The organism is Nocardia sp. CDC153 (genome assembly GCF_035818515.1).
Classification (GTDB): Bacteria; Actinomycetota; Actinomycetes; order Mycobacteriales; family Mycobacteriaceae; genus Nocardia.
Genome location: NZ_JAYKYU010000001.1, coordinates 594,575 through 615,776, shown reverse-complemented (window position 1 = coordinate 615,776; position 21,202 = coordinate 594,575). Strand labels below are relative to the sequence as shown.

General features: G+C 68.1%; 21 protein-coding genes and 1 tRNA gene. 12 read left to right on the top strand and 10 right to left on the bottom strand.

Translation table 11 applies throughout. The features are described from left to right. Window positions 1-55: 55 nt before the first annotated feature. Together VMT65_RS02740 and VMT65_RS02735 are read right to left on the bottom strand one after the other, a co-directional pair. Window positions 56-1,360 (bottom strand): MFS transporter, encoded by a 1,305-nt coding sequence (locus tag VMT65_RS02740; RefSeq protein WP_326306306.1) that lies wholly within the window; start codon window positions 1,358-1,360, stop codon window positions 56-58. Between the two features lie 88 nt (window positions 1,361-1,448). Beyond that, window positions 1,449-2,315: a hypothetical protein gene (locus VMT65_RS02735; protein WP_326306305.1), complete on the bottom strand. Its 867-nt coding sequence runs from the start codon at window positions 2,313-2,315 to the stop codon at window positions 1,449-1,451. Between the two features lie 170 nt (window positions 2,316-2,485). Here VMT65_RS02735 and VMT65_RS02730 point away from each other — a divergent pair, with 170 nt between their 5' ends. Together VMT65_RS02730 and VMT65_RS02725 are read left to right on the top strand one after the other, a co-directional pair. After that, window positions 2,486-3,457, top strand: a complete 972-nt coding sequence (locus VMT65_RS02730; RefSeq protein ID WP_326306304.1) for an LLM class flavin-dependent oxidoreductase — start codon at window positions 2,486-2,488, stop codon at window positions 3,455-3,457. Next, window positions 3,454-4,770: an NtaA/DmoA family FMN-dependent monooxygenase gene (locus tag VMT65_RS02725; RefSeq protein WP_326306303.1), complete on the top strand. Its 1,317-nt coding sequence runs from the start codon at window positions 3,454-3,456 to the stop codon at window positions 4,768-4,770. Before VMT65_RS02730 ends, VMT65_RS02725 begins: the two co-directional genes overlap by 4 nt. Window positions 4,771-4,801: 31 nt before the next feature. Here VMT65_RS02725 and VMT65_RS02720 read toward each other — a convergent pair whose 3' ends face one another. Further along, a complete protein-coding gene (locus VMT65_RS02720) occupies window positions 4,802-5,143 on the bottom strand; it encodes a hypothetical protein (RefSeq protein WP_326306302.1) in 342 nt (113 codons plus the stop codon). Window positions 5,144-5,322: 179 nt separating this feature from the next. Here VMT65_RS02720 and VMT65_RS02715 point away from each other — a divergent pair, with 179 nt between their 5' ends. Next, entirely contained in the window at window positions 5,323-6,570 is a 1,248-nt protein-coding gene (locus tag VMT65_RS02715; protein ID WP_326306301.1) for a hypothetical protein, read from the top strand. Next, the gene (locus VMT65_RS02710; RefSeq protein ID WP_326306300.1) at window positions 6,567-7,073 is read left to right on the top strand and encodes a hypothetical protein; all 507 of its coding nucleotides are present in this window, start codon (window positions 6,567-6,569) and stop codon (window positions 7,071-7,073) included. The genes VMT65_RS02715 and VMT65_RS02710 overlap by 4 nt, the downstream gene beginning before the upstream one ends. A gap of 130 nt (window positions 7,074-7,203) precedes the next feature. Here VMT65_RS02710 and VMT65_RS02705 read toward each other — a convergent pair whose 3' ends face one another. Continuing rightward, window positions 7,204-8,241, bottom strand: a complete 1,038-nt coding sequence (locus tag VMT65_RS02705; protein WP_326307421.1) for an RNA-guided endonuclease TnpB family protein — start codon at window positions 8,239-8,241, stop codon at window positions 7,204-7,206. Then, complete coding sequence (locus VMT65_RS02700) at window positions 8,136-8,621, bottom strand: helix-turn-helix domain-containing protein (RefSeq protein WP_326306299.1); 486 nt, start codon at window positions 8,619-8,621, stop codon at window positions 8,136-8,138. The genes VMT65_RS02705 and VMT65_RS02700 overlap by 106 nt, the downstream gene beginning before the upstream one ends. A 253-nt stretch (window positions 8,622-8,874) precedes the next feature. On the opposite strand from VMT65_RS02700, the gene VMT65_RS02695 reads away from it, so the two are divergent. From VMT65_RS02695 to VMT65_RS02685, 3 genes are all read left to right on the top strand, one after another. Continuing rightward, window positions 8,875-9,720: a universal stress protein gene (locus tag VMT65_RS02695; protein WP_326306298.1), complete on the top strand. Its 846-nt coding sequence runs from the start codon at window positions 8,875-8,877 to the stop codon at window positions 9,718-9,720. A gap of 57 nt (window positions 9,721-9,777) precedes the next feature. Beyond that, a tRNA-Leu gene (locus VMT65_RS02690) sits at window positions 9,778-9,851 on the top strand. A 228-nt stretch (window positions 9,852-10,079) separates the two neighbouring features. Then, window positions 10,080-11,534 (top strand): aminotransferase class I/II-fold pyridoxal phosphate-dependent enzyme, encoded by a 1,455-nt coding sequence (locus tag VMT65_RS02685; RefSeq protein WP_326307420.1) that lies wholly within the window; start codon window positions 10,080-10,082, stop codon window positions 11,532-11,534. Window positions 11,535-11,563: 29 nt separating this feature from the next. Here VMT65_RS02685 and VMT65_RS02680 read toward each other — a convergent pair whose 3' ends face one another. After that, complete coding sequence (locus tag VMT65_RS02680) at window positions 11,564-11,734, bottom strand: hypothetical protein (RefSeq protein ID WP_326306297.1); 171 nt, start codon at window positions 11,732-11,734, stop codon at window positions 11,564-11,566. Between the two features lie 192 nt (window positions 11,735-11,926). Between VMT65_RS02680 and VMT65_RS02675 the strand changes: the two genes are divergently transcribed. Next, a complete protein-coding gene (locus tag VMT65_RS02675) occupies window positions 11,927-12,355 on the top strand; it encodes a hypothetical protein (RefSeq protein WP_326306296.1) in 429 nt (142 codons plus the stop codon). Between the two features lie 105 nt (window positions 12,356-12,460). Continuing rightward, window positions 12,461-13,333: an NAD-dependent epimerase/dehydratase family protein gene (locus tag VMT65_RS02670; protein ID WP_326306295.1), complete on the top strand. Its 873-nt coding sequence runs from the start codon at window positions 12,461-12,463 to the stop codon at window positions 13,331-13,333. 7 nt (window positions 13,334-13,340) lie between these two features. On the opposite strand, the gene VMT65_RS02665 is transcribed toward VMT65_RS02670, so the two are convergent. Next, entirely contained in the window at window positions 13,341-13,757 is a 417-nt protein-coding gene (locus VMT65_RS02665; protein ID WP_326306294.1) for a nuclear transport factor 2 family protein, read from the bottom strand. Between the two features lie 161 nt (window positions 13,758-13,918). Between VMT65_RS02665 and VMT65_RS02660 the strand changes: the two genes are divergently transcribed. Beyond that, on the top strand, window positions 13,919-14,674 hold the full coding sequence (locus VMT65_RS02660; protein ID WP_326306293.1) for a sulfite exporter TauE/SafE family protein: 756 nt from the start codon (window positions 13,919-13,921) through the stop codon (window positions 14,672-14,674). A 70-nt stretch (window positions 14,675-14,744) separates the two neighbouring features. Here VMT65_RS02660 and VMT65_RS02655 read toward each other — a convergent pair whose 3' ends face one another. After that, window positions 14,745-16,268, bottom strand: coding sequence for an MDR family MFS transporter (locus tag VMT65_RS02655; protein ID WP_326306292.1), 1,524 nt, complete (start codon window positions 16,266-16,268; stop codon window positions 14,745-14,747). A 292-nt stretch (window positions 16,269-16,560) separates the two neighbouring features. On the opposite strand from VMT65_RS02655, the gene VMT65_RS02650 reads away from it, so the two are divergent. Next, on the top strand, window positions 16,561-19,488 hold the full coding sequence (locus tag VMT65_RS02650; RefSeq protein ID WP_326306291.1) for a helix-turn-helix transcriptional regulator: 2,928 nt from the start codon (window positions 16,561-16,563) through the stop codon (window positions 19,486-19,488). Between the two features lie 3 nt (window positions 19,489-19,491). Here the strand turns inward: VMT65_RS02650 and VMT65_RS02645 are convergent, their stop codons facing one another. Both VMT65_RS02645 and VMT65_RS02640 read right to left on the bottom strand, forming a co-directional pair. Continuing rightward, window positions 19,492-20,310 carry an alpha/beta fold hydrolase gene (locus tag VMT65_RS02645; protein WP_326306290.1) on the bottom strand — a complete coding sequence of 273 codons (819 nt, stop codon included), beginning with the start codon at window positions 20,308-20,310 and terminating at the stop codon, window positions 19,492-19,494. A gap of 40 nt (window positions 20,311-20,350) precedes the next feature. Further along, window positions 20,351-20,719 (bottom strand): nuclear transport factor 2 family protein, encoded by a 369-nt coding sequence (locus tag VMT65_RS02640; RefSeq protein WP_326306289.1) that lies wholly within the window; start codon window positions 20,717-20,719, stop codon window positions 20,351-20,353. A 170-nt stretch (window positions 20,720-20,889) separates the two neighbouring features. On the opposite strand from VMT65_RS02640, the gene VMT65_RS02635 reads away from it, so the two are divergent. Next, on the top strand, window positions 20,890-21,201 hold the full coding sequence (locus tag VMT65_RS02635; RefSeq protein ID WP_326306288.1) for a hypothetical protein: 312 nt from the start codon (window positions 20,890-20,892) through the stop codon (window positions 21,199-21,201). Window position 21,202: the final 1 nt, after the last annotated feature.

Here is a 21,202-nt window from a genome sequence, read left to right as displayed (position 1 = left end):
GGGTGCCGATTTTGGTTGGTCGCCGGTACTGGCCGACCGTGCTCGTGTCGGTGTTTCAGTGGTGGTGTGTCAGGTGGATCGGCTCGCTCTCGAAGGGGTCGGGGGCGATGATCCGGTCCAGGCGGAGCGAGACGAGGGTCAGTGCCAGGCCCGCCGTGGCAATGAGGCCGCCGACCCAGTTCACCGAGGTGACGCCGAGGCCGCCGTCGATGGCCGCGCCGCCGAGCCAGATGCCCAGGGCCGAACCGAGGGTCAAGGCGGAGATATTGGCGGCCGAGGCGATATCCGGTGCGTCCCCGGCCTGCTGCATGACTCGCAGTTGCAGGGGAGCCACCACCGAGAAGGCGGCCACACCGTAGGCGAGCAGGCCCAGGGCCGCGGTGATCGGATTGTGGATGAGCAGGGTCAGCGCGAAGAGGGTCACGGCCAGCGCGCCGATCGAAACCACCGGGGCCAGGCGCAGATTCCGGTCCGCCAGCTTGCCGCCGAGCTGATTTCCGGCGAACAGTCCGATGCCGAACAGCAGGAACATCGGTGTCACCCACTGCTTTCCGAGCCCGGTGGCCTCGGTCAGCTGCGGTGCGAGATACACGTAGCTGGTGAACACCCCGCCGTAGCCCAACAGCGTGGTCGACAACCCGATCCACACCGCGGGCCGCCGCAACGCCCGCAGCTGATCCCGCAACGGCGCACCGCCATTGGCGGCCATGTGCATCCGGGCGTGCGCATCGAGCTCCGCGCCGTCCGCCTCCTCGCCATGGGCGTGGCCATGGGCGTGGCCGACGGTCCGGGCGCGCTCACGGCCGATCGACTTGGGGATCAAGAGGATCAGGCCAACGGCGGCGAGGACGCCGAAGAGGACGAGGGTGCCGAAGGTGGCCCGCCAGCCGAGGGCCTTGCCGACGGCCGCGCCGATGGGTGCGCCGAGAATCGTCGCGGCGGTCGAGCCCGCGAAGACCGTGGCGATGGCTCGCCCTTGTTTCGCGGTGGGGACCAGTTCGGCGGCGAAGAGGGCCGCGATGCCGAAGAAGGCTCCGTGCGCCAGGGCGGCGATGAGGCGCCCGGCCAGGATGGTGTCGTAGGTGGGGCCGAGCAGGGACAGGGTGTTTCCGGCGAGGAAGACGCCGGTGGTGGCCAGCAGCATGAACCGGCGGCTGACGCGGCTGCCGATCGCGGTGAACAGGGGTGCGCCGATGGCGACGCCGAGAGCGTACGCGCTCTCGAATCGGCCTACGGCTCCGAGGGATACGTGTAGGGAGTTCGCCATCTCCGTCACCACGCCGGCGACGACGAATTCGTCGGCGCCCATGGCGAAAGCGGCGATGACCAGGGCCCAGACGGCCAGGGGCATGGTACGCATTGCTGAGACTTCTTTCGGGAAGGTCGGGTGGATCACGGCTGCGGTGACATCGACAGGCGCACATGGCTGTTCCGTTCGACGAGTGGGATCAGTGGGTGGTGGGCAGGGTGAACGCGGCGGTGCGGACCTTGTCGCCGTGCTTGAAGTCCAGGAACAGGCGGTAGGTGCCGCGGCCGGGAACCTCGGTGTGGAAGGTGATTTCGGGGCCGGGGGCGGTGACGCCGTCGCCGGGCGCGCCGTTCGGGTGCACGTGGACGTAGGCCAGGTCACCGGCGCGCAGGATCACCAGGTGCCCGTAGGCGGCCAGGTAGGGCTGCAGATCGGTGACGGGGTCGCCGTCCTTGCGCACGGTGAGGGTGAGCAGGCGGCCCTCGCCCGGCACCAGATCGCCGTCCAGGGTGACCTCGTAGCCGTCGACGGTGACGGTGCGCTCCGGCGCGGGGGCGACCTGCGGCCGGTAGTCGCCCGCGATGGCGAAATCCGCACCGAGAGTGATGGTTCGACCCAGCGCCTCGGGGTTGATGTCGGTGAACGCGCGGTACGCGCCCGCCTCGGGGAGGTTCAGGGTGACCGACCAGGTGCCGTCGGCGGCGCGCTCCGGGTGGACGTGCCAGAAGCCGGTCAGCTCGCGCCGCACGACGATCAGGTGCAGTTCCTTGTCGTGGATGGCGTCGAAGTCGGTGACCGCCCGGCCATCCGGGCCGAGGATGCGGAAGCGGAACTCGATTTCGCCTGCGGCGACGATCTTCTCGGCGAGCTCGAGGGTGTAGCCGTCCTGCGTGATCTGCAACCCGCCCGGCAGGCCGCCGCCGTGTGCGGCATGCCCGGCGTGTGCGTCGTGGCCAGCGTGCGGATCGTGAGCGGCATGGCCAGCATGCGCGGCGTGATCGGCATGGGCGGTGTGGTCACCGTGAGCAGCGTGGTTGTGATGTTCGGTGTGCGCCTGGGTGGTCATTTCTGGTTCCTCTCAACTGCTTTCGGTGCCTTACGGAAGATCAAATTAATACCCCCTAGGGGTATATGCAAGGTGCCGTCCTGTGAACTGGCTCACCGCCCGCGGCGGGGTTCGGATCACGCTGATGGCAACCATGTCCCACCTCGCACAGTTCGACGATCGTCAAACCCATGGCGAGTGAGAGCGCATACCGAACGGGCCTGTTCGCGTTGGGAATCGAACTCGACGGGGCCGGCCACCCCGCCGACTGGCAGGCGCGCGTGCACGCGGCCGAGAACGCGGGATTCACCTTCGCGACCATCGGCGACTCCCTCGACCCGCCCGCGGGTCCCTCGGACATCCGGCTCGATGCCGGCGTACGAGCCGGTTTCGTGGCCGCCACCACCAGCACCCTCGGCCTGGTCCCGGCCCTCGCGCCCACCTACGCCGAACCGTTCCACCTCTCGTCACAGCTGGCGACCCTGGACTACGCCTCGCGCGGGCGGGCCGGATGGCTCGCCATCGACGATCCGGGCACGGCGCGGACCTGGGGCGCGACACCGCGCGTGACCGAGTCCGAGATCAGGCGCGAGCGCGTCGATGCCATCGAAGTCGCACGGCGGCTGTGGGATTCGTGGGAGGACGACGCGGTCGTGCGCGACTACGCAGCCGGGAAATTCCTGAATCGCGACAAACTGCACCACATCGACTTCATCGGCGAGACCTTCTCGGTGAAGGGACCCGCGATCGTGCCGCGACCGCCGCAGGGCCAGGTCGTCGTCTTCGGTTACGGCACAACCGAAGACGAAGGCATCGACGTGGCATTGGTGGGTGGCGCGACACCGTCCGAGATCCGGGAGGCGGTCGAAAGCGCCCGCGCGGCCGGGATTCCGCGCGTGCTCGCCGATCTCGAGATCGCCCTGGACGGCCCCGGGGCGGCCGCCGACCTGGTCGCCCGGCTCACCGAGCTTTCGACGATCACCGACGGTGCCCGGCTGCGTCCGGCCGCCGTCGATGCCGAGCTCCCGTTCCTCGCGCGCTACGTCCTGCCCGCCCTGCTGCGCGCGGGTCTCGCCCATCGCCCGGTCCCCGGTTCGACGCTGCGCGCGAACCTGGGCCTGCCCCGCCCCGCCAACCGCTACGCCAAGGAGCTCGCCCGATGACCGAGGCCCCCTTCCCCGACGCCCAGGTGCATTTCGGGATTTTCTTCCAGGGCGTCAATCACAGCACGATCTGGTCGGATCCCAGCAGCGGTTCGCAGATCGACTTCGAGAGCTTCCGCCGCGTCGCCACCACCGCCGAACGCGGGCTGTTCGACGCGTTCTTCCTCGGCGAGGGCCTGCGCCTGCGCGAACAGGACGGGCAGCTGCTGGACACCGATATCGCCGGGCGGCCCGACGCCATCACGCAATTGGCCGCGCTGGCGGGACTCACCCGTCGTATCGGGTTGGTGGCCACGCAGAACGCCACCTACAACGAGCCCGCCGATCTGGCGCGGCGGCTGGCGAGCCTGGATGCGCTCTCCGGCGGGCGCGCCGGTTGGAACGTGGTGACCACCGACAATGCCTGGACCGGTGAGAATTTCCGCAAGGGGGGCTTCCTGGATCACGCGCTGCGCTATGAACGGGCGGCCGAATTCCTCAGCCTCGCACGGGAAATATGGGATGGCTGGTCCGACACCGAGATTCGCACTGTCGAACGCGACAGCGCGCACTTCCGGGTGGCGATCACACCGACCGTGCCGCGCAGCGCCCAGGGGCATCCGGTGATCTTCCAGGCCGGGGTCTCCCCCGCCGGACGCGATTTCGCGGCCGCGCAGGCGGAGGTCATCTTCTCCCCCTTCGGAACTCATTTCGACCCGGCCCTCGAATTCGCCAACGATATCCGCGCTCGATTGGTGGCGGCGGGCCGTCCGGCCGATGACATTCGCATTCTGCCGGGCACGCAGATCGTGTTGGCCGACAATGCCGCCGAGGTCGAGGACAAGCGGCGCTGGGTACTCGAACAACAGATCACCGGCGCGACCGCGCTCTCCCTGGCCGGGCAGGTCTGGGGACGCGACCTCTCGCATCTGGATCCGGACGGCCCACTGCCCGCGGAAGATCCGGAGCCATCGGTGATCTCGTCCACCCGTGGCGCACAGCGCGACGGACAGGATCGCGGCGTCGTCGTGGCGCAGTGGCGCGCGCTGGCCGACTCGAAGCGACTGACGCTGCGGCAGGTCGCCATCGAGACCACTGCCCGTTTCGGCTTCGCGGGCACCCCGAGCCAGGTCGCCGACGAACTCACCCGCTGGGTCCGTCACGGCGCGAGCCACGGCTTCAACATCACCCCGTACAAGGTCCCGACTGGTCTCGACGAGATCGTCGATCTCCTCGTTCCCGAACTCCAGGACCGCGGTTCGTATCGGACGAGCTATACCGGGACAACCCTCCGCGAACATCTCGGTCTTCGCCCGCCGCTTACTCGTCGCTGACCAGTCCGCGGTTTTTCGCCGCCGCCGCCCGCTACGCCTGGAACCGCTCCGGTAGATTTCCGGCCGCGTAGCGGGCGTAGGTGTTCTCCGGGAACACCGTGATGATGTCGGTGACGGCCACCAATTCGGGCGGGACGCAACCTCCTTCGAAATGATCGACGCTGGGCACGATCACGGCCTCCAGGTCGAGCCGGGAGACGAGCATGCGTAGGCGGTGGACCGGTCGGTCGGTCCAAGGGCCGAACACCACCGTCTTGCGCAGGTCGTAGCCGAGGCGGTGGGCCAAACCGCGTATTCGGGCCTCATCCCATTCCCGCCGATCGCCGGATATGTCGCTCCGCAACCATCCGATGGCGCTGGGTTCCGATGTCATGGCTATCCCTTTGGGCTGTGCGCTGCCGCCGACTGTGCCGACTTCAACGTTGGTCCGCGCGACCGGATTGATCCATTGCGTGCAATGGGGAAAGTACGGGGCAAATCGGGGTCATGGCGGCACGGCAAATCTTCGGAAGACCTATTCTCGGGAGAGGTCCACCAGAGAGGCCGCATGCCGTGACCGGACGGAACGAGCTGCTCATCGAGGCTCGGCTGCGCATGGAATCACCCGGAGCGCCGGGACAATCGATGACTCGCCGGGAGTTGGCGGACGCCGTCAACGACCAGGTCTTCCGGGCCACCAGCAAGCGGGGGGCCGTCGACGAACGACACGTCGGCAAGTGGGAGCGAGGCGAAACGACATGGCCCAGAAAGCATTACCGAGCCGCCCTGCGAGCGGTCCTGAATGTGGCGACCGATGCCGAACTCGGCTTCCGCACGCCGCATCGCGCGGTGGATGACGAGAGCGTGAACCGCAAGCAGTTTCTTTCCAGCGCGCTGGTGGTGACCACCAACGTGGTGCTGTCGAATTCCGCGCCAACCGAATCCGAGCTCATCGAGACCATGGCCGGACCGACCGCCAACTATCGGCGCATGGAGTCCTCGGTGCCCTCGGATCGGCTGGCGCCGGTGGTGGACGCGCATCTGAATCTGGTGGCGGGCGTGGTGCGGGATCGACTGCGCACCTCCGGGGGATTTCGCGCGCTATCCGAAATCGCCGGGCTGGCAGCGTGGTTGGCGGCCGATCGCGGGGACGACGCGGCGGCGCGGCGGCGCTACGTGGAGGCGATTCGGCACGCGGAGCGGACGCATCATCCGCTGCTGGTGTCGTACATGACCGCCAGCCTCGGGCACTACGCGGTCGAAATGGGTGACGCGCGAGCGGGTTTGACCTTGTTGCGGACCGCGTCCGCACAGCTGGGGCGCGAGGCTCCCGACAGCGCCGGGGCGTGGATGTCGTCGCTGCTGGCCGTCGCCTACGCCGCGACCGGTGATCGCGCGGGGGCGCTGGGCGCGCTGCGGCGGGCCGAGCGGCTGGTGGATCGGCAACGCGGAGAACCGCAGTGGCCGTGGGTGTTCGTCTTCGACGGGCCCAAGGCGGCCCGCTATCAGGCCAGCGCGCTCACCCGGCTGGGCGATCATCGCGCCGCGCACATCGCCTTCGAGAACGCCGACGCCGCGCTCACCGCCGAGAAGCCGCGCGCCCTGGCCCAGGTCGAGCACGCGCGGGTGCTGGCGCGCTCGGGCGACATCGAGGGCGGGTGCGCGCTCGCGGCCGAGGCGCTGCTGGTCGGGCTCACCTATCACAGTGAGCGAATCACCCGACTGGCCAGGGCATTCCGCGCCGATCTGCCCGCGCGTACCGTCGAGGCGAGGGCGCTCGACGAGGCCCTCGCGACCCTCTACGGACGAGACGATCAATGACGAGCGTCGCGATTACCGGGCATCGCGGGCTGCCCGCGGGCACGCTCGCGCTGGTGGACCGGGCGCTGCGGCTGGAGGTGGCGCTGCGGGTCGAGGCGGCGCTGCGGGTGCGGCCCGGACCGGCCGATCTGGTCGGGGTGAGCTGTTTCGCGGACGGGCCGGATTCGCTGTTCGCACAGGCGATTCTGGATATCGGCGGGCGACTGGTGGCGGTGGTTCCGGCGCGGCGGTATCGGGCCAGCCTGCCCGAATTCCACCACGGGGTGTACGACCGGCTGCTGACCGAGGCGGATCGGGTGATCGAATTGGACCGGGAGGAGTCCGATCCGCGCGCGCATCACGCGGGCAGCCTGCGCATGCTCGACGAGTCCGAGGAACTGCTCGCGGTCTGGGACGGGCTGCCCGCCCGCGGATACGGGGGCACCGCCGATGTGGTGGCCACCGCGCGCGAGCGGGGCATGCCGGTGACGGTGCTCTGGCCGGACGGGGCCGTGCGGCCTTGACGCATGTCCTCGCCGTGCCGAGAGGTCGCACCACCCCCCGATCACCCCTGACCTGTCTCCTCTACCAACAACCTGGAGAGCAGCTCCTTTTGCACCGGGAGCAAGCAAGTCGCCGAGTCCCGTACACCGTTCACAAGAGGTTCCCTCCGTGACCTGCCCGATTACTCGGACAGGGTTGGCCCGCAACCGCAGTTTCGGGTCTTCCCGTGGCGATACCACTTCCCAGCAAGCCGGGACTTACGCGGTTTCCATCAGGCATGTTTACCGTCCCACCGCAACTCTGCGTGGACGCCAACTTCTCTAGATTTCTGGCGGCGTTGATATCACGATCGAGTACAAGACCGCACTGATCGCAGACGAACATCCGCTCGGACAGGGCCAGTTTGGTTTTCACGAACCCACACAACGAGCAGGTTTTAGAACTGGGGTAGAACCGATCCACAACCACTAACGTGCCACCGTGGCGGCGGGTCTTGTAGCCGAGTTGGCGGCGCAGTTCACCGAAGCCGACGTCGGCGATGTGCTTGGCCAGCCGCCGATTCTTCAACATCCCGGCCACATTGAGGTCTTCTACAACAATGGTGCCGCAGCGGGTTGCCAGCGCGGTAGTGAGTTTGTGCAAGCCGTCGCGGCGCATCGCCGCGACCCGCCCTTCGAGCCGGGCGGCCTTGATGTTGGCCCTCCGCCACCGTTTCGACGGCGCCGCCCCATGGCGGGGATCGGGTCCACAGCGGCGGGCGCAGACGCGTGCCAGACGACGCCGACGCCGTTGCGCCACGAGATAGTGGCGCGGATTCGCCACCCGGCCTTCGTTATCAGTGATGCCGGGCACCGATTGTGAGACCACCGCGAGGTACTTGACCCCCACGTCCACCCCGATCCGGGCCTCAGGGTGCGCCGCTTGTGTGTCGTGACGCACCACATGCACTGTGAATGACGCCCACCAGCGACCCTCGGCCTGCGATATGGTCATCGATCCCAGGCGCGCAGCCCCACTCGCCAGCAACCGTCCCAGCTTCCGGGTCGATTCACCGGTACGCACCGCCCCAACGCGCGGAATCGTCACTCTACGGCTTCCTTCGCCGAGACCGTACGAACCGGTGGTAACGGTAAAAGATTGCCGCGCATGCTTTTCTTCCGACGCGGCACACTCATCCGCGGCCCGGATCGGGCCCCGCGCTTGGACTTCGTGTAGTTGGCGAACGCTTCTGCCAATTGCGCCAGTCCAGATGCGTAGGCTTCCTTACTGTTCTCGCGCCACCAAGGCGCGATACGGTCCTTCTCCTGGTTCCACACCTTGCGCAGGCCATAAGCGGACGGACTGATCCATGGAGTCAATTCGTCGTCAGCGAGGCCGTACGACGCCTCTGCGATGCGTTGGTCCCAGTTGGCCAGAATCTTGCGACGGCCCCAGTTGTAGACAAACCGCGCCGCACCACAATGTGACTGCAATGCAACTTCTTGGTCGAATGTTGGTTCTAAGGCGAATCGATATGCCTGCACCGTCGCCCCGCTGGACGGCACGAACGCGGAGGTGGATTCGCTCACGCGTTCGATACTATGCAAACCAGTTGCGACACGACAGCCCGAATAGCCGACACACCAACGAGATCCACCAAACTCGTCAACGGAACGGCGATCGAAGGATGGAGGCGACCCTCACAACGGGTAGGCCTCGCAAACCCTCGGCACGGCCGCAGATGCTTTTGGTGAGTAGGGCGTAGGGTCGTTAGCGACTAGTCAGCTATCTCGTAGGCGCTGCCCCCGAGCCGTAGCGCGCGATGGTGGGAGAGGACACAGCATGTCGACCGGCGAAACCGTCATCGTGGCCGTGGACGAATCGGCCGGTTCCGCGGTGGCCTGGGCCGCCCGCACCGCCGCCCTGCACCACGCGCCCCTGCACCTGCTGCGCGTCCTCGAGATCACACCCGACCAAGGGCTCGGGCTCGGCACCACCCTCACCACCGAGGACTACACCCGGCTCGAGGAACACGGCAACTGGCTGCTCGAGACCGCCGCCGCGGAGGCCGCCAAGGCCGCACCCGACATCACCGTCACCACCGAACTCGCCTCCGGCACAGTGGTCCCCACGCTTCTGGAGCGCACCCACTCCGCGCGCATGCTGGTCGCGGGCGCGCGCGGCGGCGGCACCCTGCGCCGCGCCCTGCTCGGCTCGGTCAGCTCGGTGCTGGCCCGCCGCTCGCACTGCCCGTTCGTTGTGGTCCGCGACGGCGTCCCGCTGCCCCCCGACCTGCCGACCCGCCCCATCCTCGTCGGCGTGGACGGCACCAAGGTCAGCGAACCCGCCATCGAGGCGGCCCTCGAGGAGGCATCCGTACGCGGCGTCGCCGTCATCGCCCTGCACGCCGAAGGCTCCTCCGACGACCCCGAAATGGACGCCCTCGACGACTACGTCCTGGCCGAGAGCCTCGCCGGCTGGCAGGAGCGCTACCCCAACGTCCGCATCGACCGCGAAACCGCCCACGACCGCCCCGAACGCTCCCTCCTCGAAATGTCCACCGCCACCCAACTCCTGGTGGTAGGCACCCGAGGCCGAGGCGGCTTCGCCGCCAAAGTCTTCGGCTCCACCAGCCAATCCCTGCTGCTCTCCGTCCAAACCCCCATCATGATCGCCCCCACCCCCTAACCCCACCCGAATACCTGCTACCAGCACGACCGTACGGCTCGGTAGTCTGACCCAGACGCCCCCGTAGCCCAATTGGCAGAGGCAGCGGACTTAAAATCCGCCCAGTGACGGTTCGAGCCCGTCCGGGGGCACAACTCGAGACGTCGATGGCCAACCCCGGAGCTATCAACCACTCTCGCACGAACACTCGCGGGCCCCTCATCTGTGTGGTGGGTCAGCGTGGGCGTCCATCTACATCCAGCCGAGATCGCATCCATCCTCGCCCGCCTTCAACTGCCGAGCCCCCGCTGAGGTCCGCAGTTCGTCCGCGGGTGGTTGAGGGCGGTTCGATTGGTTATGTCAGTTATGTGATGGCAACGATGGATCAGTCGGGGGCTCCGGTTCTCGAGGCGCTTGCCGAGTATCGGCGGCTTGGGCGGTATGGGTTTACGCCGCCTGGGCATCGGCAGGGGCGGGGGGCGGATTCTCGGGTTGTCGAGGTGCTCGGGGATGCGCTGGGGGCCGATGTGCTGGCGGCGGGGGGATTGGATGATCGGTTGGCTCGAGGGCGGTATCTGGAGCGGGCCGAGGAGTTGATGGCCGATGCGGTGGGGGCGGAGTTCGCGTTTTTCTCCACCTGTGGGAGTTCGTTGTCGGTGAAGGCCGCCATGCTCGCGGTGGCGGGCGGGGACGGTGGGCTCATTCTCGGGCGGGACAGTCATAAATCCATCGTCGCCGGGTTGATTTTCTCGGGGGTGCGGCCGTATTGGATTGCGCCCAGATGGGATGCGGCACGGCACCTTTCGCATCCGCCGTCGCCGGAGCAGGTGGAGGAGGCGTGGCAGCGGCATCCGCGGGCCGCGGCGGCGCTCATCGTCAGCCCAAGCCCTTACGGCACGTGTGCCGATATCGCCGCGATCGCCGAGATCTGCCACCGGCACGGCAAACCGCTGATCGTGGACGAGGCGTGGGGCGCGCATCTGCCCTTCCATCCCGAATTGCCCACCTGGGCAATGGATGCCGGGGCCGACGTCTGCGTGGTGAGCGTGCACAAGATGGGCGCGGGATTCGAACAGGGTTCGGTATTCCACGTGCAGGGCGACCTCGTCGACTGCGCCCACCTGCGGGAGTGCGCGGATCTGCTCATGACCACCAGCCCCAATGTGCTGCTGTACGCGGCGATGGACGGCTGGCGACGCCAGATGGTCGAGAATGGCCGCGAATTGCTCGGTGCCGCATTGGAAACCGCCGATCGCGCCCGCGACGAGCTGGCCCGCATCCCCGGAATCTCCGTCATGCGGGAAGAACTGCTGGGCGCGGAGGCCTCGCACGATCTCGACCGACTGCAGGTGCTCATGGATGTCTCCGACACGGGCGCGAGCGGATACGAGATCGCGGATTGGCTGCGCGAGAACCGGCGCATCGACCTGGGGCTCAGCGATCACCGCCGCATATTGGCCACGCTGTCCATGGCCGACGACAAGACCACCGTCGACACCCTCGTCGACGCGCTCACCGCGTGGCGAACCCAGCCGAAGAACCCTGTCTCACAAGAAATTCGGCTGCCGTCGCCCCGCGATCTGCAACTCGAGTCGGTGCTGCTGCCACGCGACGCCTTCTTCGGCCGCTACGAGACAGTGCCCATCGAAAGCGCACCCGGTCGCATTGCCGCCGAACAGGTCACGCCCTATCCGCCGGGCATTCCGGTGATCGTGCCCGGGGAGCTGATCGATACCGCGGTCGTCGACTACCTGCGCACCGGTGTCGCGGCCGGGATGAACGTTCCCGATCCCGCCGATCCCGAGCTGCGCACCTTGCGTGTCGTCGCCCGGTGAGCCCTACGGCGTCCGTCGATCCGGGAGAACTACCAGCGGTACCAACGCCCGCGTGCGCCAGCGGAATCGGTGGCGCGGAACACGAACCCGAGCACCCAGATGATCAACACGATGATCGCCACCCACCACAGGACCTTCACCAGGAAACCCAGCCCGGCGAATAGCAGGGCGAGCAGCAGTACCAGCAGCAATACGGCCATGACCATGTACCTCCAGTCGTTCGCCAGCGGCGATGACTTCCGGCTACCCGGACCGCCCGATCACAAACGACGCCCGCGCCGACCCGGCGGGAAGATCACACAATTGCTTCGATTCGGGCAAACGTCCCAAAAATTCGGTGCGGTTGGTTTGCTTGTTGCGGTAGTGGATCCGTCCGACAGCAAGGACTCATCGTGCACGCCCGCAAGCTCGTCACCGGTCTCGGCGCACTCGCCGCCGCTGCGACCCTCGCCGTCGGCACCGCGCAGGCCGACGCGCCCCTGACCATCAATACCGCCGCGGCGTCCAATGGTGATGCGGTGGTGAATATTTCGTATCAGTGTGCGCCCGGGTTGGGCGCGGAGTTGTCGGTCACTCTCCTGGCGACACCCTATGTCGCGCCCGGCGTCAACGGCCCCGGCGTCAATGGCACCGCACTCGCACCCGCCGTCTGCACCGGAGGGCCCCAACAGGCCACCGTCACCGTGAATCCGGTTCAAATCTTCGGCGAGCCAGCCGAATTCCAATCGGGCTCGCCGACCGATATCACCGTCACGGTTTTGGCCCTCACCCCCAATTCCCCCGTCACCACCATCCGAAAGCACATCCCCCACCTCGGCTGAACCGCGATCGGGCCATAAGTGCTCTTTATCGTTGTGCTGCGGAATAGCGCATTGCTCGAGGTGATTGTCTTCGATTGACTGTGGATCCGGATATCAGGAGGGATCATGCGAGTATTCGTGGCCGGTGCGACCGGCGCTATCGGACGTTTCCTTGTCGAGCAACTGATCGGTGACGGACACCAGGTGGTCGGGACCTCCCGGCGGCCGGAAGGGGTCGAGCGGCTGCGCGCCGCCGGAGCCGAGGGGGTGGTGCTCGACGTCTTCGATGCCAAGGCCGTCGCCGATGCGGTCGCGGCCGCCGCACCCGATGCGGTGATTCACCAGTTGACCTCGTTGAGCGGAGGGACTTCCGCCGACAACGGGAGGATTCGACGGGAAGGCACCCGGCATTTGGTGGATGCCGCCAAGCGCGCGGGGGTCGAGCGGATCGTGGCGCAATCGGTGGCCTGGGTTTACGAGCCGGGAGACGAACCGGCCGATGAGTCGGTGCCGTTGGATCTCGGAGCGGACGAACCGCGCCTCACCACGGTGAATGGGATTGTGGCGCTGGAGGATACGGTCGCCGAGCTCGATCACCACGTGGTGCTGCGGTACGGGCAGCTCTATGGGCCGGGGACCTGGTACCGGCGGGGCGGCGTCGCCGACGCTGTGCTGCACGGGGATTCGAGTGATCCCGCCGCGAAGTTCCTGGGCGGATTGCCCGCCAACGCCGCGGTCGCCTCGTTCGTGCATGTCGCCGATGCCGCGCGCGCCGCCGTGGCCGCACTGGAATGGCCCGACGGCGTGGTGAATATCGTCGATGACGAGCCCGCGGCGGCCCGGGACTGGGTTCCGGTGCTGGCCGCCGCCGTCGGCGCGCCAGCGCCCGAGCCGTCGAGCGGCCGGGCGGGCTGGGAGCGCGGGGCGACGAACACCTTGGCCCGGTCGCTGGGGTGGGATCCGCGATTCCCGACGTGGCGAACGGGATTCGGGGCCTGAACGGAATTCAGTTGGCGGCGAACAGGAGTCGGTGGGCGTAGTCGGTGTCGAAGTACTCGCGAGCTTCGACGATGCGTCCGTCCTCGACGCGGAAGGCGATCACCACGTCGTTGACGTACTGCTCCCCCGCCGCGGTGGTCGCGCGGGTGGTCCATTCGGCGACCGCGCGATCGCCGTCGGCGATGACGGCGCGGACCTCCTGGCTCATGGGCCGGGTGGTGTCGAAGCGGGCGAGCATGGCGGGGAGGAAGCCCTCGAAGATGCCGTCGGGGCCGACCCAGGTGCCCGAGGTCGGGAGGTCGCCGGCCAGGGTCCAGGTGGCGTCCTCGGTGAAGAATTCGCGGCGGCGGGCGACGGCCTCGCCGGTCTGCAGGGCGCGGATGTAGTTCTCGATGACGGTGCGGGTTTCGGCTGTGTTGCTCATGAGATCAGTTCACTGGAAAACAGCGACCGGACCAATGCGCAGCTCACGCTCGTAGCCATAAGGAACGCTTATCGCCCGGGGTCGGTGGGCCCGCCGCGACCCGCCGAGCCGGATTCGTAGGATGTTCGGGTGCGCGCGGATTTCCCACCCGGTGAGCGGCGGTGACCGCCCTCGAGGCGACCGAACTGATCGGTGTCGGCTTCGCGGCCGGGCTGGTCAGCGTGCTCGTCAGCCTGGCCTCGCTGGTGTCGTATCCGGCATTGCTCGGGATGGGGCTGATGCCGGTGGCCGCCAATGTCACCAATACCGTGGCGCTCATCTTCACCGGGGTCGGCGCGGCCGCGGGTTCGCGACAGGAGTTGGCGGGAACGCGGCGGACCGTGGTGGGGCTCGGGGTGGTCGCGGCGATAGGCGGGGCGCTGGGCGCGGTGCTGCTGCTGGTCGCGCCCGCGTCGACCTTTCAGGTCGTGGTGCCGTTCCTGATCGGCGGGGCCTCGGTGTTCCTGCTGGCCCAGCCGACATTGGCCAAACGGTGGCGGAATTCCAGCGACGCCGGAAAGGCTTGGCGGAACGCCCTACTGGGGCTGCTGCTGTTCGCGTCCGCCGTCTACGCCGGGTATTTCGGTGCGGCGGGCGGGATTCTGATTCTCGCGATCCTCTCGGCCAGGTACCCCGAGTGGTCGCCGCAGCGCGCGAATGCGGTCAAGAGCCTCACCTCGATGTGCGCCAACGGCGCGGCCGCCATCGGATTCGCGTTCTACGGCCCGGTGCACTGGGCCTTCGTCGTGCCGCTGGCCCTGGGCTTCCTGCTGGGCGGTCGGGTCGGCCCGGTGGTGGCGCGGCGGCTGCCGCACAACAGTCTGCGGGTCATCGCCGCCGGATGCGGAATCGCGCTCGCGGTGAAATTCGCGGTGTAGATACGCGGCGACGTAGCAAAGACGAAGGCACCCACGGCCCGAGAGCCATGGGTGCCTTCGTGTTCGAGCATCAATCCTTGATCAGTTCCACGGTGCTCAGCTCGGCCTCCACCACGGTCAGCTCGGCCTCGTCGACCGCGTCCAGCGTGATCGCGTCCACCTCGGCGACCGCCGCACCGTGCGCCGGTGCGTCGGACCGGTTGGGCAGCAGCACCGCCATGACGATCACGATGATCGACAGCGCCGCCGACACCAGGAACGCCAACCGCATACCGGACAGCGCGGAGTCCAGCGGGTTGTGGCCCGACTCGGCCAGGTGGGTCGCCCGGGAGGTCATGACGGTCACCACGAGTGCGGTACCGAACGCGGCCGCCACCTGCTGCAGGGTCGCGAGCATGGAGGAACCGTGCGAGTACAGGTGCATCGGCAGCGCGCCCAGACCCAGCGTGAACACCGGGGTGAAGGCCGCGGCCAGCGACACCATGAGCAGCACGTGCAGCGCCACCAGCAGCGCGTACGGCGAGGTCAGCGACAGCTGGGTGAACCCGGCGAGCGCGATGGTGATGCCGATCGCGCCCGGAATCACCAGGACGCGGGCACCGAACCGGTCGAAGATCTTGCCGACCGTGGGGCCGAGCAGACCCATGGCCAGACCGCCCGGCATGACCAGCAGACCGGTCTCCAGCGGGCTCAGCCCGCGTAGGTTCTGCAGGTACAGCGGCAGCAGGATCATCGAGCCCATCATGGCCAGGAACGCGACCGCCATCAGCAGCAGCGCCTTGGCGTAGGTCGGGGCCAGCAGCACCCGCAGATCCAGCAGCGGAGTTCCCTTGCGCTGCAGCGAGATCTGACGGACCGCGAAGATGGCGATCAGCGCCACGCCACCGGCCACGATCAGCGACGGCGTGACGGCACTGCCCACGCCGAACTTGCTCAGGCCATATACCAGCCCGCCGAAACCGAAGGCCGCGAACACGACGCTGAGCCAGTCGATCGAACCGGTCTGCGGCTCACCGACATTCTCGAGCTTGCGCAGACCCAGCGCGGTCACCGCACCGGCGATCGGCAGCACCAGCACGAACAGCCAACGCCAGGACGCGATCTGCAGCACCAGGCCGGAGATGACCGGACCCATGGCCGGGGCCACCGAGATGGCCAGGGTGACATTGCCCATGACCCGGCCGCGGTCGTTCTCGTGCACGACCGTCATCAGCGTGGTCATCAGCAGCGGCATCATGACCGCGGTGCCGCCCGCCTGGATCACGCGGCCGACCAGCAGGACGCCGAACGAGGGCGCGATGGCGGCCAGCGCGGTGCCGACGAGGAAGGTGCCCATGGCCAGGGCGTAGGCATTGCGGGTGGTGACCCGCTGCAGGAACCAACCGGTGACCGGAATGACCGCGGCCATGGTCAGCATGAACGCCGTGGAGACCCACTGCGCGGAACGCTCGCTCACATGCAGATCGGTCATGAGCCGCGGAATCGCGTTGATCATGATCGTCTCGTTGAGGATCACCGTGAAGGTCGCGAGCACCAGCAACCGGATGACGGTCGGCGTCCGCTGCTTGGTCGAGCTAGCGGATATATCGGGCATCGGAATGACCTCCGGTGTTCGTATTCGAGGGGTTTGCGCGTGGATCCGATTCCGAGTCGGCGACTGTGCTGCACCGGAGCCACACCGGTACAGACGGGGACAAGACGCTCAACTCATCGGTCGCGCTTCAGTATTCCGGCGGGGTCCGACAAATTTCATCCGATTAATCGGCCTACGACGGCCGGTAAGAGAGGCGAAAATAGGCATCTACCAGCACTGATCACCAAATACAAGATCGCCCAGTGAGCCAGGTCACGCGCAGGTTTTCGCCAACCGGCCATGATGGTTGGCGATGGATACGAGAACGACCGTGGCCGACCGGATTCCGCCGCTGCGCGGACGCGAGCGCGAGCAGGAAGCGCTCGACAACCTGATCGAGGGCGCACGCACGGGCCACAGCGCGGCGCTGGTGCTGCGCGGCGAGGCCGGGATCGGCAAGACCGCACTGCTCGACTACGCCGCCGCGCAGGCGAGCGGGCTTCCGCTGCTGCGCGGCACCGGCATCGAGGTCGAGGCCGAATTGCCGTTCGCCGGACTGCAATTGCTGCTGCGCCCCGCTCTCGGCGGACTCGCGGACCTGCCGGAACCGCAGCGCGCGGCACTCTCGGGCGCGCTCGGGCTCGGATCCGGGGGCGGCGAGCCCATGCTGACCGGTCTGGCGGTGTTGTCCCTGCTCACCGATCATGCCGGGGGCAAGGGACTGCTCGTCGTCGTCGACGACGCGCACTGGCTGGACCGCGCCTCCCAGGACGCCTTGCTGTTCGCGGCCCGCCGACTGCACGCCGAGGGCATCGTCATGCTGTTCGGCGTCCGCGAGGGCGAGGGCTCGTTCGAGGCGACCGGCCTGCCCGAACAGCGGCTGACCGGCTTGTCGGCCGAGGCGTCGGCCGCACTGCTCGACGAGCATCCGCTCACCCCGGCCGTGCGCTACCGACTCCTGGCCGAGGCGCGCGGCAATCCCCTGGCCCTGCGCGAACTGCCCCTCGCCATGGCGGCCGAACCCGCCGCCGATCTCGCCGCGGGCGCGCTGCCCCTCACCGACCGCCTGCGCCTGGCCTTCCACGGCCGCATCAGCCGCCTACCCGAGCGCACGAGAGTGGCCCTGACGATCATGGCCATCGACGAAAGCTGTGAGCTGCCGGTCATCCTGCGCGCCGCGGCGGCCCTCGGCACCGGCCTGGACGACCTCGCGCCCGCCGAGGCGGCGGGTCTGGTACAGCGCGTACCGGGAGGCGATACCCGAATCACCTTCCGCCACCCACTGATTCGAGCCGCGGTCTACCAGCGCACCCCGATGGGTCAGCGCTTGGCGGTGCACCGCGCCCTGGCAGACGCCTTGGACGCGCCGGACCAGGCCGATCGTCGGGCCTGGCACCGGGCGGCCGCCACCATCGGACCGGATGCCGAGGTCGCGGAAGCCCTGGAACGCAACGCCGTTCGCGCCCGCGAACGCGGCGGCTACAAGGCCGCGGCCGCCGCCTACGACCGCGCGGCGCGCCTCAGCAACCGCCCGGCCGACCGCACCCGCCGCCAGGCCCTCGCCGCCCAGGCCGCCCTGGAATCGGGCGATGTGGCCAAGGCCGAAGACCTGGCCCGCCGCACGGCCCGCGAGCTCGACCTCGCCGCGCGCGAAGCCGACGGCGCCGCAACGGGCGTAGAGCATCCCGGACACGAAATCCACAGCGCTGGGCGGGACACCGGTGACGCTGAGCGGGAGAGCGGTGCGGCTGGGCGGGAGGGCGGTATCGCTCGGCGGGACGGCGGAGGTGCTCGGCGGGGTATCGAATCGGATCTGCTGCGCGCCAGACTGTCTCAGGTGCAGGCGCTGGCCAGGTTCTGGCAGGGCGAGTTTCCGCGGGCGCACCAAGTGCTGGTCGATGCGGCCATGAGCATTGCCGATGCCGAACCGGAGCAGGCGGCGGCAATGCTGGTGCAGGCCCTGCATACCGGCTGGTATTTGGGGGAGCCGGAGTTGACCGAGGTTCTGAAACATCTTCGCGGGCTGCGGCTATCCGATGATCTGGCCGTCACGCCGGTCGTGCGGTACGTGAGCCGCCTGTTCGATCGGGGTCCGGGAACTCCGCTCGCACTCACCGATGCATTGCGCGAGATCCGTTCTCGTGGTGGAGTTTCCGAGCAGATCGAGTTGATCGTCTGCGGTATCGCGCTGGCGCGCGGCCAGGACGACCAGGCCTTCGACCTGGCCCGCGCCATCGAGACCCGACAGCGTGCCTCGGGCGCGGCCGGGCGATTGCCGACCACCCTGTTCTTCGTGGCCGAGACCGAGATATTCACCGGCCGACTCCGCGACGCGCGGACGACCGTCGTCGAGGCCCGAGATCTGGCGCGCGACACCGGACAACAGCAGTGGGTGCGTCAACTCAGCAGTGCGCTGGCTCATCTCGACGCTCTTCACGGCTCCGAGGACGAGTGTCGAGCACACGCCGACATCGGGCTCGGCGGTGATACTCCCGGCGCGATCGCGCCCGGCGCGCCCTGGGCCCACTGGTCGCTGGGACTGCTCGAACTCGGCGCGGGCCGTGCCGAATCCGCGCTCTCGCGGTTCGAACGCCTGAGCCGACCCCCGATGAACCATCACATCTGCGCGACGCGCGCCATCCCCGACTTGGTGGAGGCCGCGGTGCGCATCGGCGCTCCCGAACGTGCCGCGCGGCCGTTCGCGGACTTCTCGGGCTGGGCCGAATCCATCCGCCAGCCCTGGGCCGACGCCCTCACGCTGCGCTGCCGCGCCCTGCTCGACGACGACAACGCCGAGGACCACTACACGAGCGCCCTCCGAATCCACGACCGCGAGGCCCGCCCCACCGAATTCGCCCGTACCGCCCTGCTCTACGGCGAATGGCTGCGTCGTGCCCGCCGAAAAGCCGAGGCCCGCAGCCATTTACAGGAGGCCCTCGAAATCTTCGAACGCCTCGACCTGCTCCCCTGGGCGCAGCGCGCCCGCCACGAACTCGCCGCCGCCGGAGCCGCCCACACCCCCGAAACCACACCCGAGCGAACCCGAAGCGCGGCCACCGGACTCACTCCGCAGGAGCTGCAGATCGTCCGGCTGGCCGCCCAGGGTCTGTCCAATCGCGATATCGCCGCCCAGCTGTTCCTCAGTCACCGCACCGTCGGCTACCACCTGTACAAGGCCTACCCGAAACTCGGTGTCGGCTCCCGAGGTGAACTGAAAGACCTTGCCGCCCAACTCGGCTGAGCGTCACGCCTTCAGGAACTCCAGCAGATCGGCATTGAGCCGCTCGGCGTGGGTGACGTAGAGGCCGTGACCGGCCGCCGGGTATTCGCGGTAGTCGGCGTAGGGCATCAGTTCGGCGGTGCGCCGACCGGTGATGTCGATCGGAGCCGAGAAGTCCGCGTCGCCGTGCACGATGAGCGCCGGAACGGTGATGCCGCGCAAGGCTTCCCGATTGTCGCAGTGGAACACCGCCTCCTGGATCTTCAGGATGGCCCACGGCGAGGTCGACAGGCACTGCCGATAGGTGAGGTCCGACATCTCCGGCGACACCTCGTTGCCGAACTGCTCGGCGAAGTACAGCTGCGACTGCCGCGACAGCCACTTCGGCCGATCGGCGCGGATCCGCCGCAGCATCTCCTCGAGCATGGCCTCCGGAACCCCTACCGGATTGTCATCGGTCAGCTTCAGGAACGGCAGGATCGCCGCCACGAAAGCCACTCGCGCCACCCGGGATTCGCCGTGCCGGGCCAGATAGCGGGCGATCTCCGCGCCGCCGGTGGAATGCCCGACCAGGGTCACCTCGGTCAGGTCCAGGTGCTCGAGCAGCGCCGCCAGATCATCGGCGGTGGTGTCGATGTCGTAGCCGCCGCGCGGCCGGTCCGAGCGGCCGTGACCGCGCCGGTCCAGGGCGATGCAGCGATAGCCGCGCTCGACGAAGAAGGGAATCTGGTACTCCCACATATCGGTATTGAGCATGGCACCGGCGACGAACACGATGACCGGGCCGTCGCCGTAGTCCTCGTAGGCGAGGGTGGTGCCGTCGGTGGGTGTGGTGAAGAACATTGGAAATCCCTGTGTGCGAGAAGGTTTCAGGGGGAAGGTGTCAGAGTCCGGCGGGGACCTGGTCCAGGAATCCGTAGACGCGCTCGATGCGCCCGTCCGCGCCGACCGCCGCCACGTCGAAGCCGATGACCAGCGGCTCCGCGCCGGGAGCGCCCAGGTGCCAGGTGAAACGCGCGATGTGGTGGTTGCTGTCGACCGGCGCGCCCAGGCTGAATTCCAGGCCCGCGAACTGTCCCTGGACCGCGGCGATGGTGGCGTCGAGTCCGGCGTGCCCGCTGACCGACACCAGCGGGTCGGTGTACTCGGCGTCCTCGGTGAAGAGCTCGGCCACCAGGGCCGCCCGGGCGCTCGCGTCGGTGGTGTTCCAGGCGGTCAGGTAGCGCTCGACCAGCTCGTTCATGTCGCTCATGGTGTTCTCCTCGGTGTTGGGAAGGTGATGAGAAGAACGGTATTGAGATCGCGACGACGCGGAATCTGTCGTACTTAAGTACTGATGACCGGTCCCCGAACCGACCTCACCCAGTCATGGACGGGCATACCATTGGCAAACCATTCGGGGAAGATAGTGAGGAGTTCCCCATGACCAAATTCCTGGTGCTCTACAAGTCCGGGCAGTCCGCCCAAGAGCAAATGGCCCAGTCCACACCCGAACAGCAAGCCGCGGGCATGCAGGCCTGGATGGACTGGGCGGCACGCGTCGGGTCCGCGATCGTCGATCTGGGCTCCCCCTTGGGCCCTGCATCCGCCGACGCCGACGGCGGCATCGGCGGATTCTCGATCCTGCAGGCCGATTCCGCCGAAGCCCTTCGGGACGCCCTGAAGGGCCACCCGCACACGGACTTCGGCGGAACCATCGACATCTACGAATTCCTCGCGATGCCCGGCATGTAGA

Excerpts from the sequence above, each read along its gene's own strand:
- VMT65_RS02645 (WP_326306290.1), bottom strand. The coding sequence starts at position 20,310 with ATGTTCTTCACCACACCCACCGACGGCACCACCCTCGCCTACGAGGAC.
- VMT65_RS02710 (WP_326306300.1), top strand. The coding sequence starts at position 6,567 with ATGACGAGCGTCGCGATTACCGGGCATCGCGGGCTGCCCGCGGGCACG.
- VMT65_RS02635 (WP_326306288.1), top strand. The coding sequence starts at position 20,890 with ATGACCAAATTCCTGGTGCTCTACAAGTCCGGGCAGTCCGCCCAAGAG.
- VMT65_RS02680 (WP_326306297.1), bottom strand. The coding sequence starts at position 11,734 with ATGGCCGTATTGCTGCTGGTACTGCTGCTCGCCCTGCTATTCGCCGGG.
- VMT65_RS02685 (WP_326307420.1), top strand. The coding sequence starts at position 10,080 with ATGGATCAGTCGGGGGCTCCGGTTCTCGAGGCGCTTGCCGAGTATCGG.
- VMT65_RS02665 (WP_326306294.1), bottom strand. The coding sequence starts at position 13,757 with ATGAGCAACACAGCCGAAACCCGCACCGTCATCGAGAACTACATCCGC.
- VMT65_RS02695 (WP_326306298.1), top strand. The coding sequence starts at position 8,875 with ATGTCGACCGGCGAAACCGTCATCGTGGCCGTGGACGAATCGGCCGGT.
- VMT65_RS02640 (WP_326306289.1), bottom strand. The coding sequence starts at position 20,719 with ATGAGCGACATGAACGAGCTGGTCGAGCGCTACCTGACCGCCTGGAAC.
- VMT65_RS02740 (WP_326306306.1), bottom strand. The coding sequence starts at position 1,360 with ATGCGTACCATGCCCCTGGCCGTCTGGGCCCTGGTCATCGCCGCTTTC.
- VMT65_RS02735 (WP_326306305.1), bottom strand. The coding sequence starts at position 2,315 with ATGACCACCCAGGCGCACACCGAACATCACAACCACGCTGCTCACGGT.
- VMT65_RS02655 (WP_326306292.1), bottom strand. The coding sequence starts at position 16,268 with ATGCCCGATATATCCGCTAGCTCGACCAAGCAGCGGACGCCGACCGTC.
- VMT65_RS02725 (WP_326306303.1), top strand. The coding sequence starts at position 3,454 with ATGACCGAGGCCCCCTTCCCCGACGCCCAGGTGCATTTCGGGATTTTC.
- VMT65_RS02730 (WP_326306304.1), top strand. The coding sequence starts at position 2,486 with ATGGCGAGTGAGAGCGCATACCGAACGGGCCTGTTCGCGTTGGGAATC.
- VMT65_RS02650 (WP_326306291.1), top strand. The coding sequence starts at position 16,561 with ATGGATACGAGAACGACCGTGGCCGACCGGATTCCGCCGCTGCGCGGA.
- VMT65_RS02670 (WP_326306295.1), top strand. The coding sequence starts at position 12,461 with ATGCGAGTATTCGTGGCCGGTGCGACCGGCGCTATCGGACGTTTCCTT.
- VMT65_RS02720 (WP_326306302.1), bottom strand. The coding sequence starts at position 5,143 with ATGACATCGGAACCCAGCGCCATCGGATGGTTGCGGAGCGACATATCC.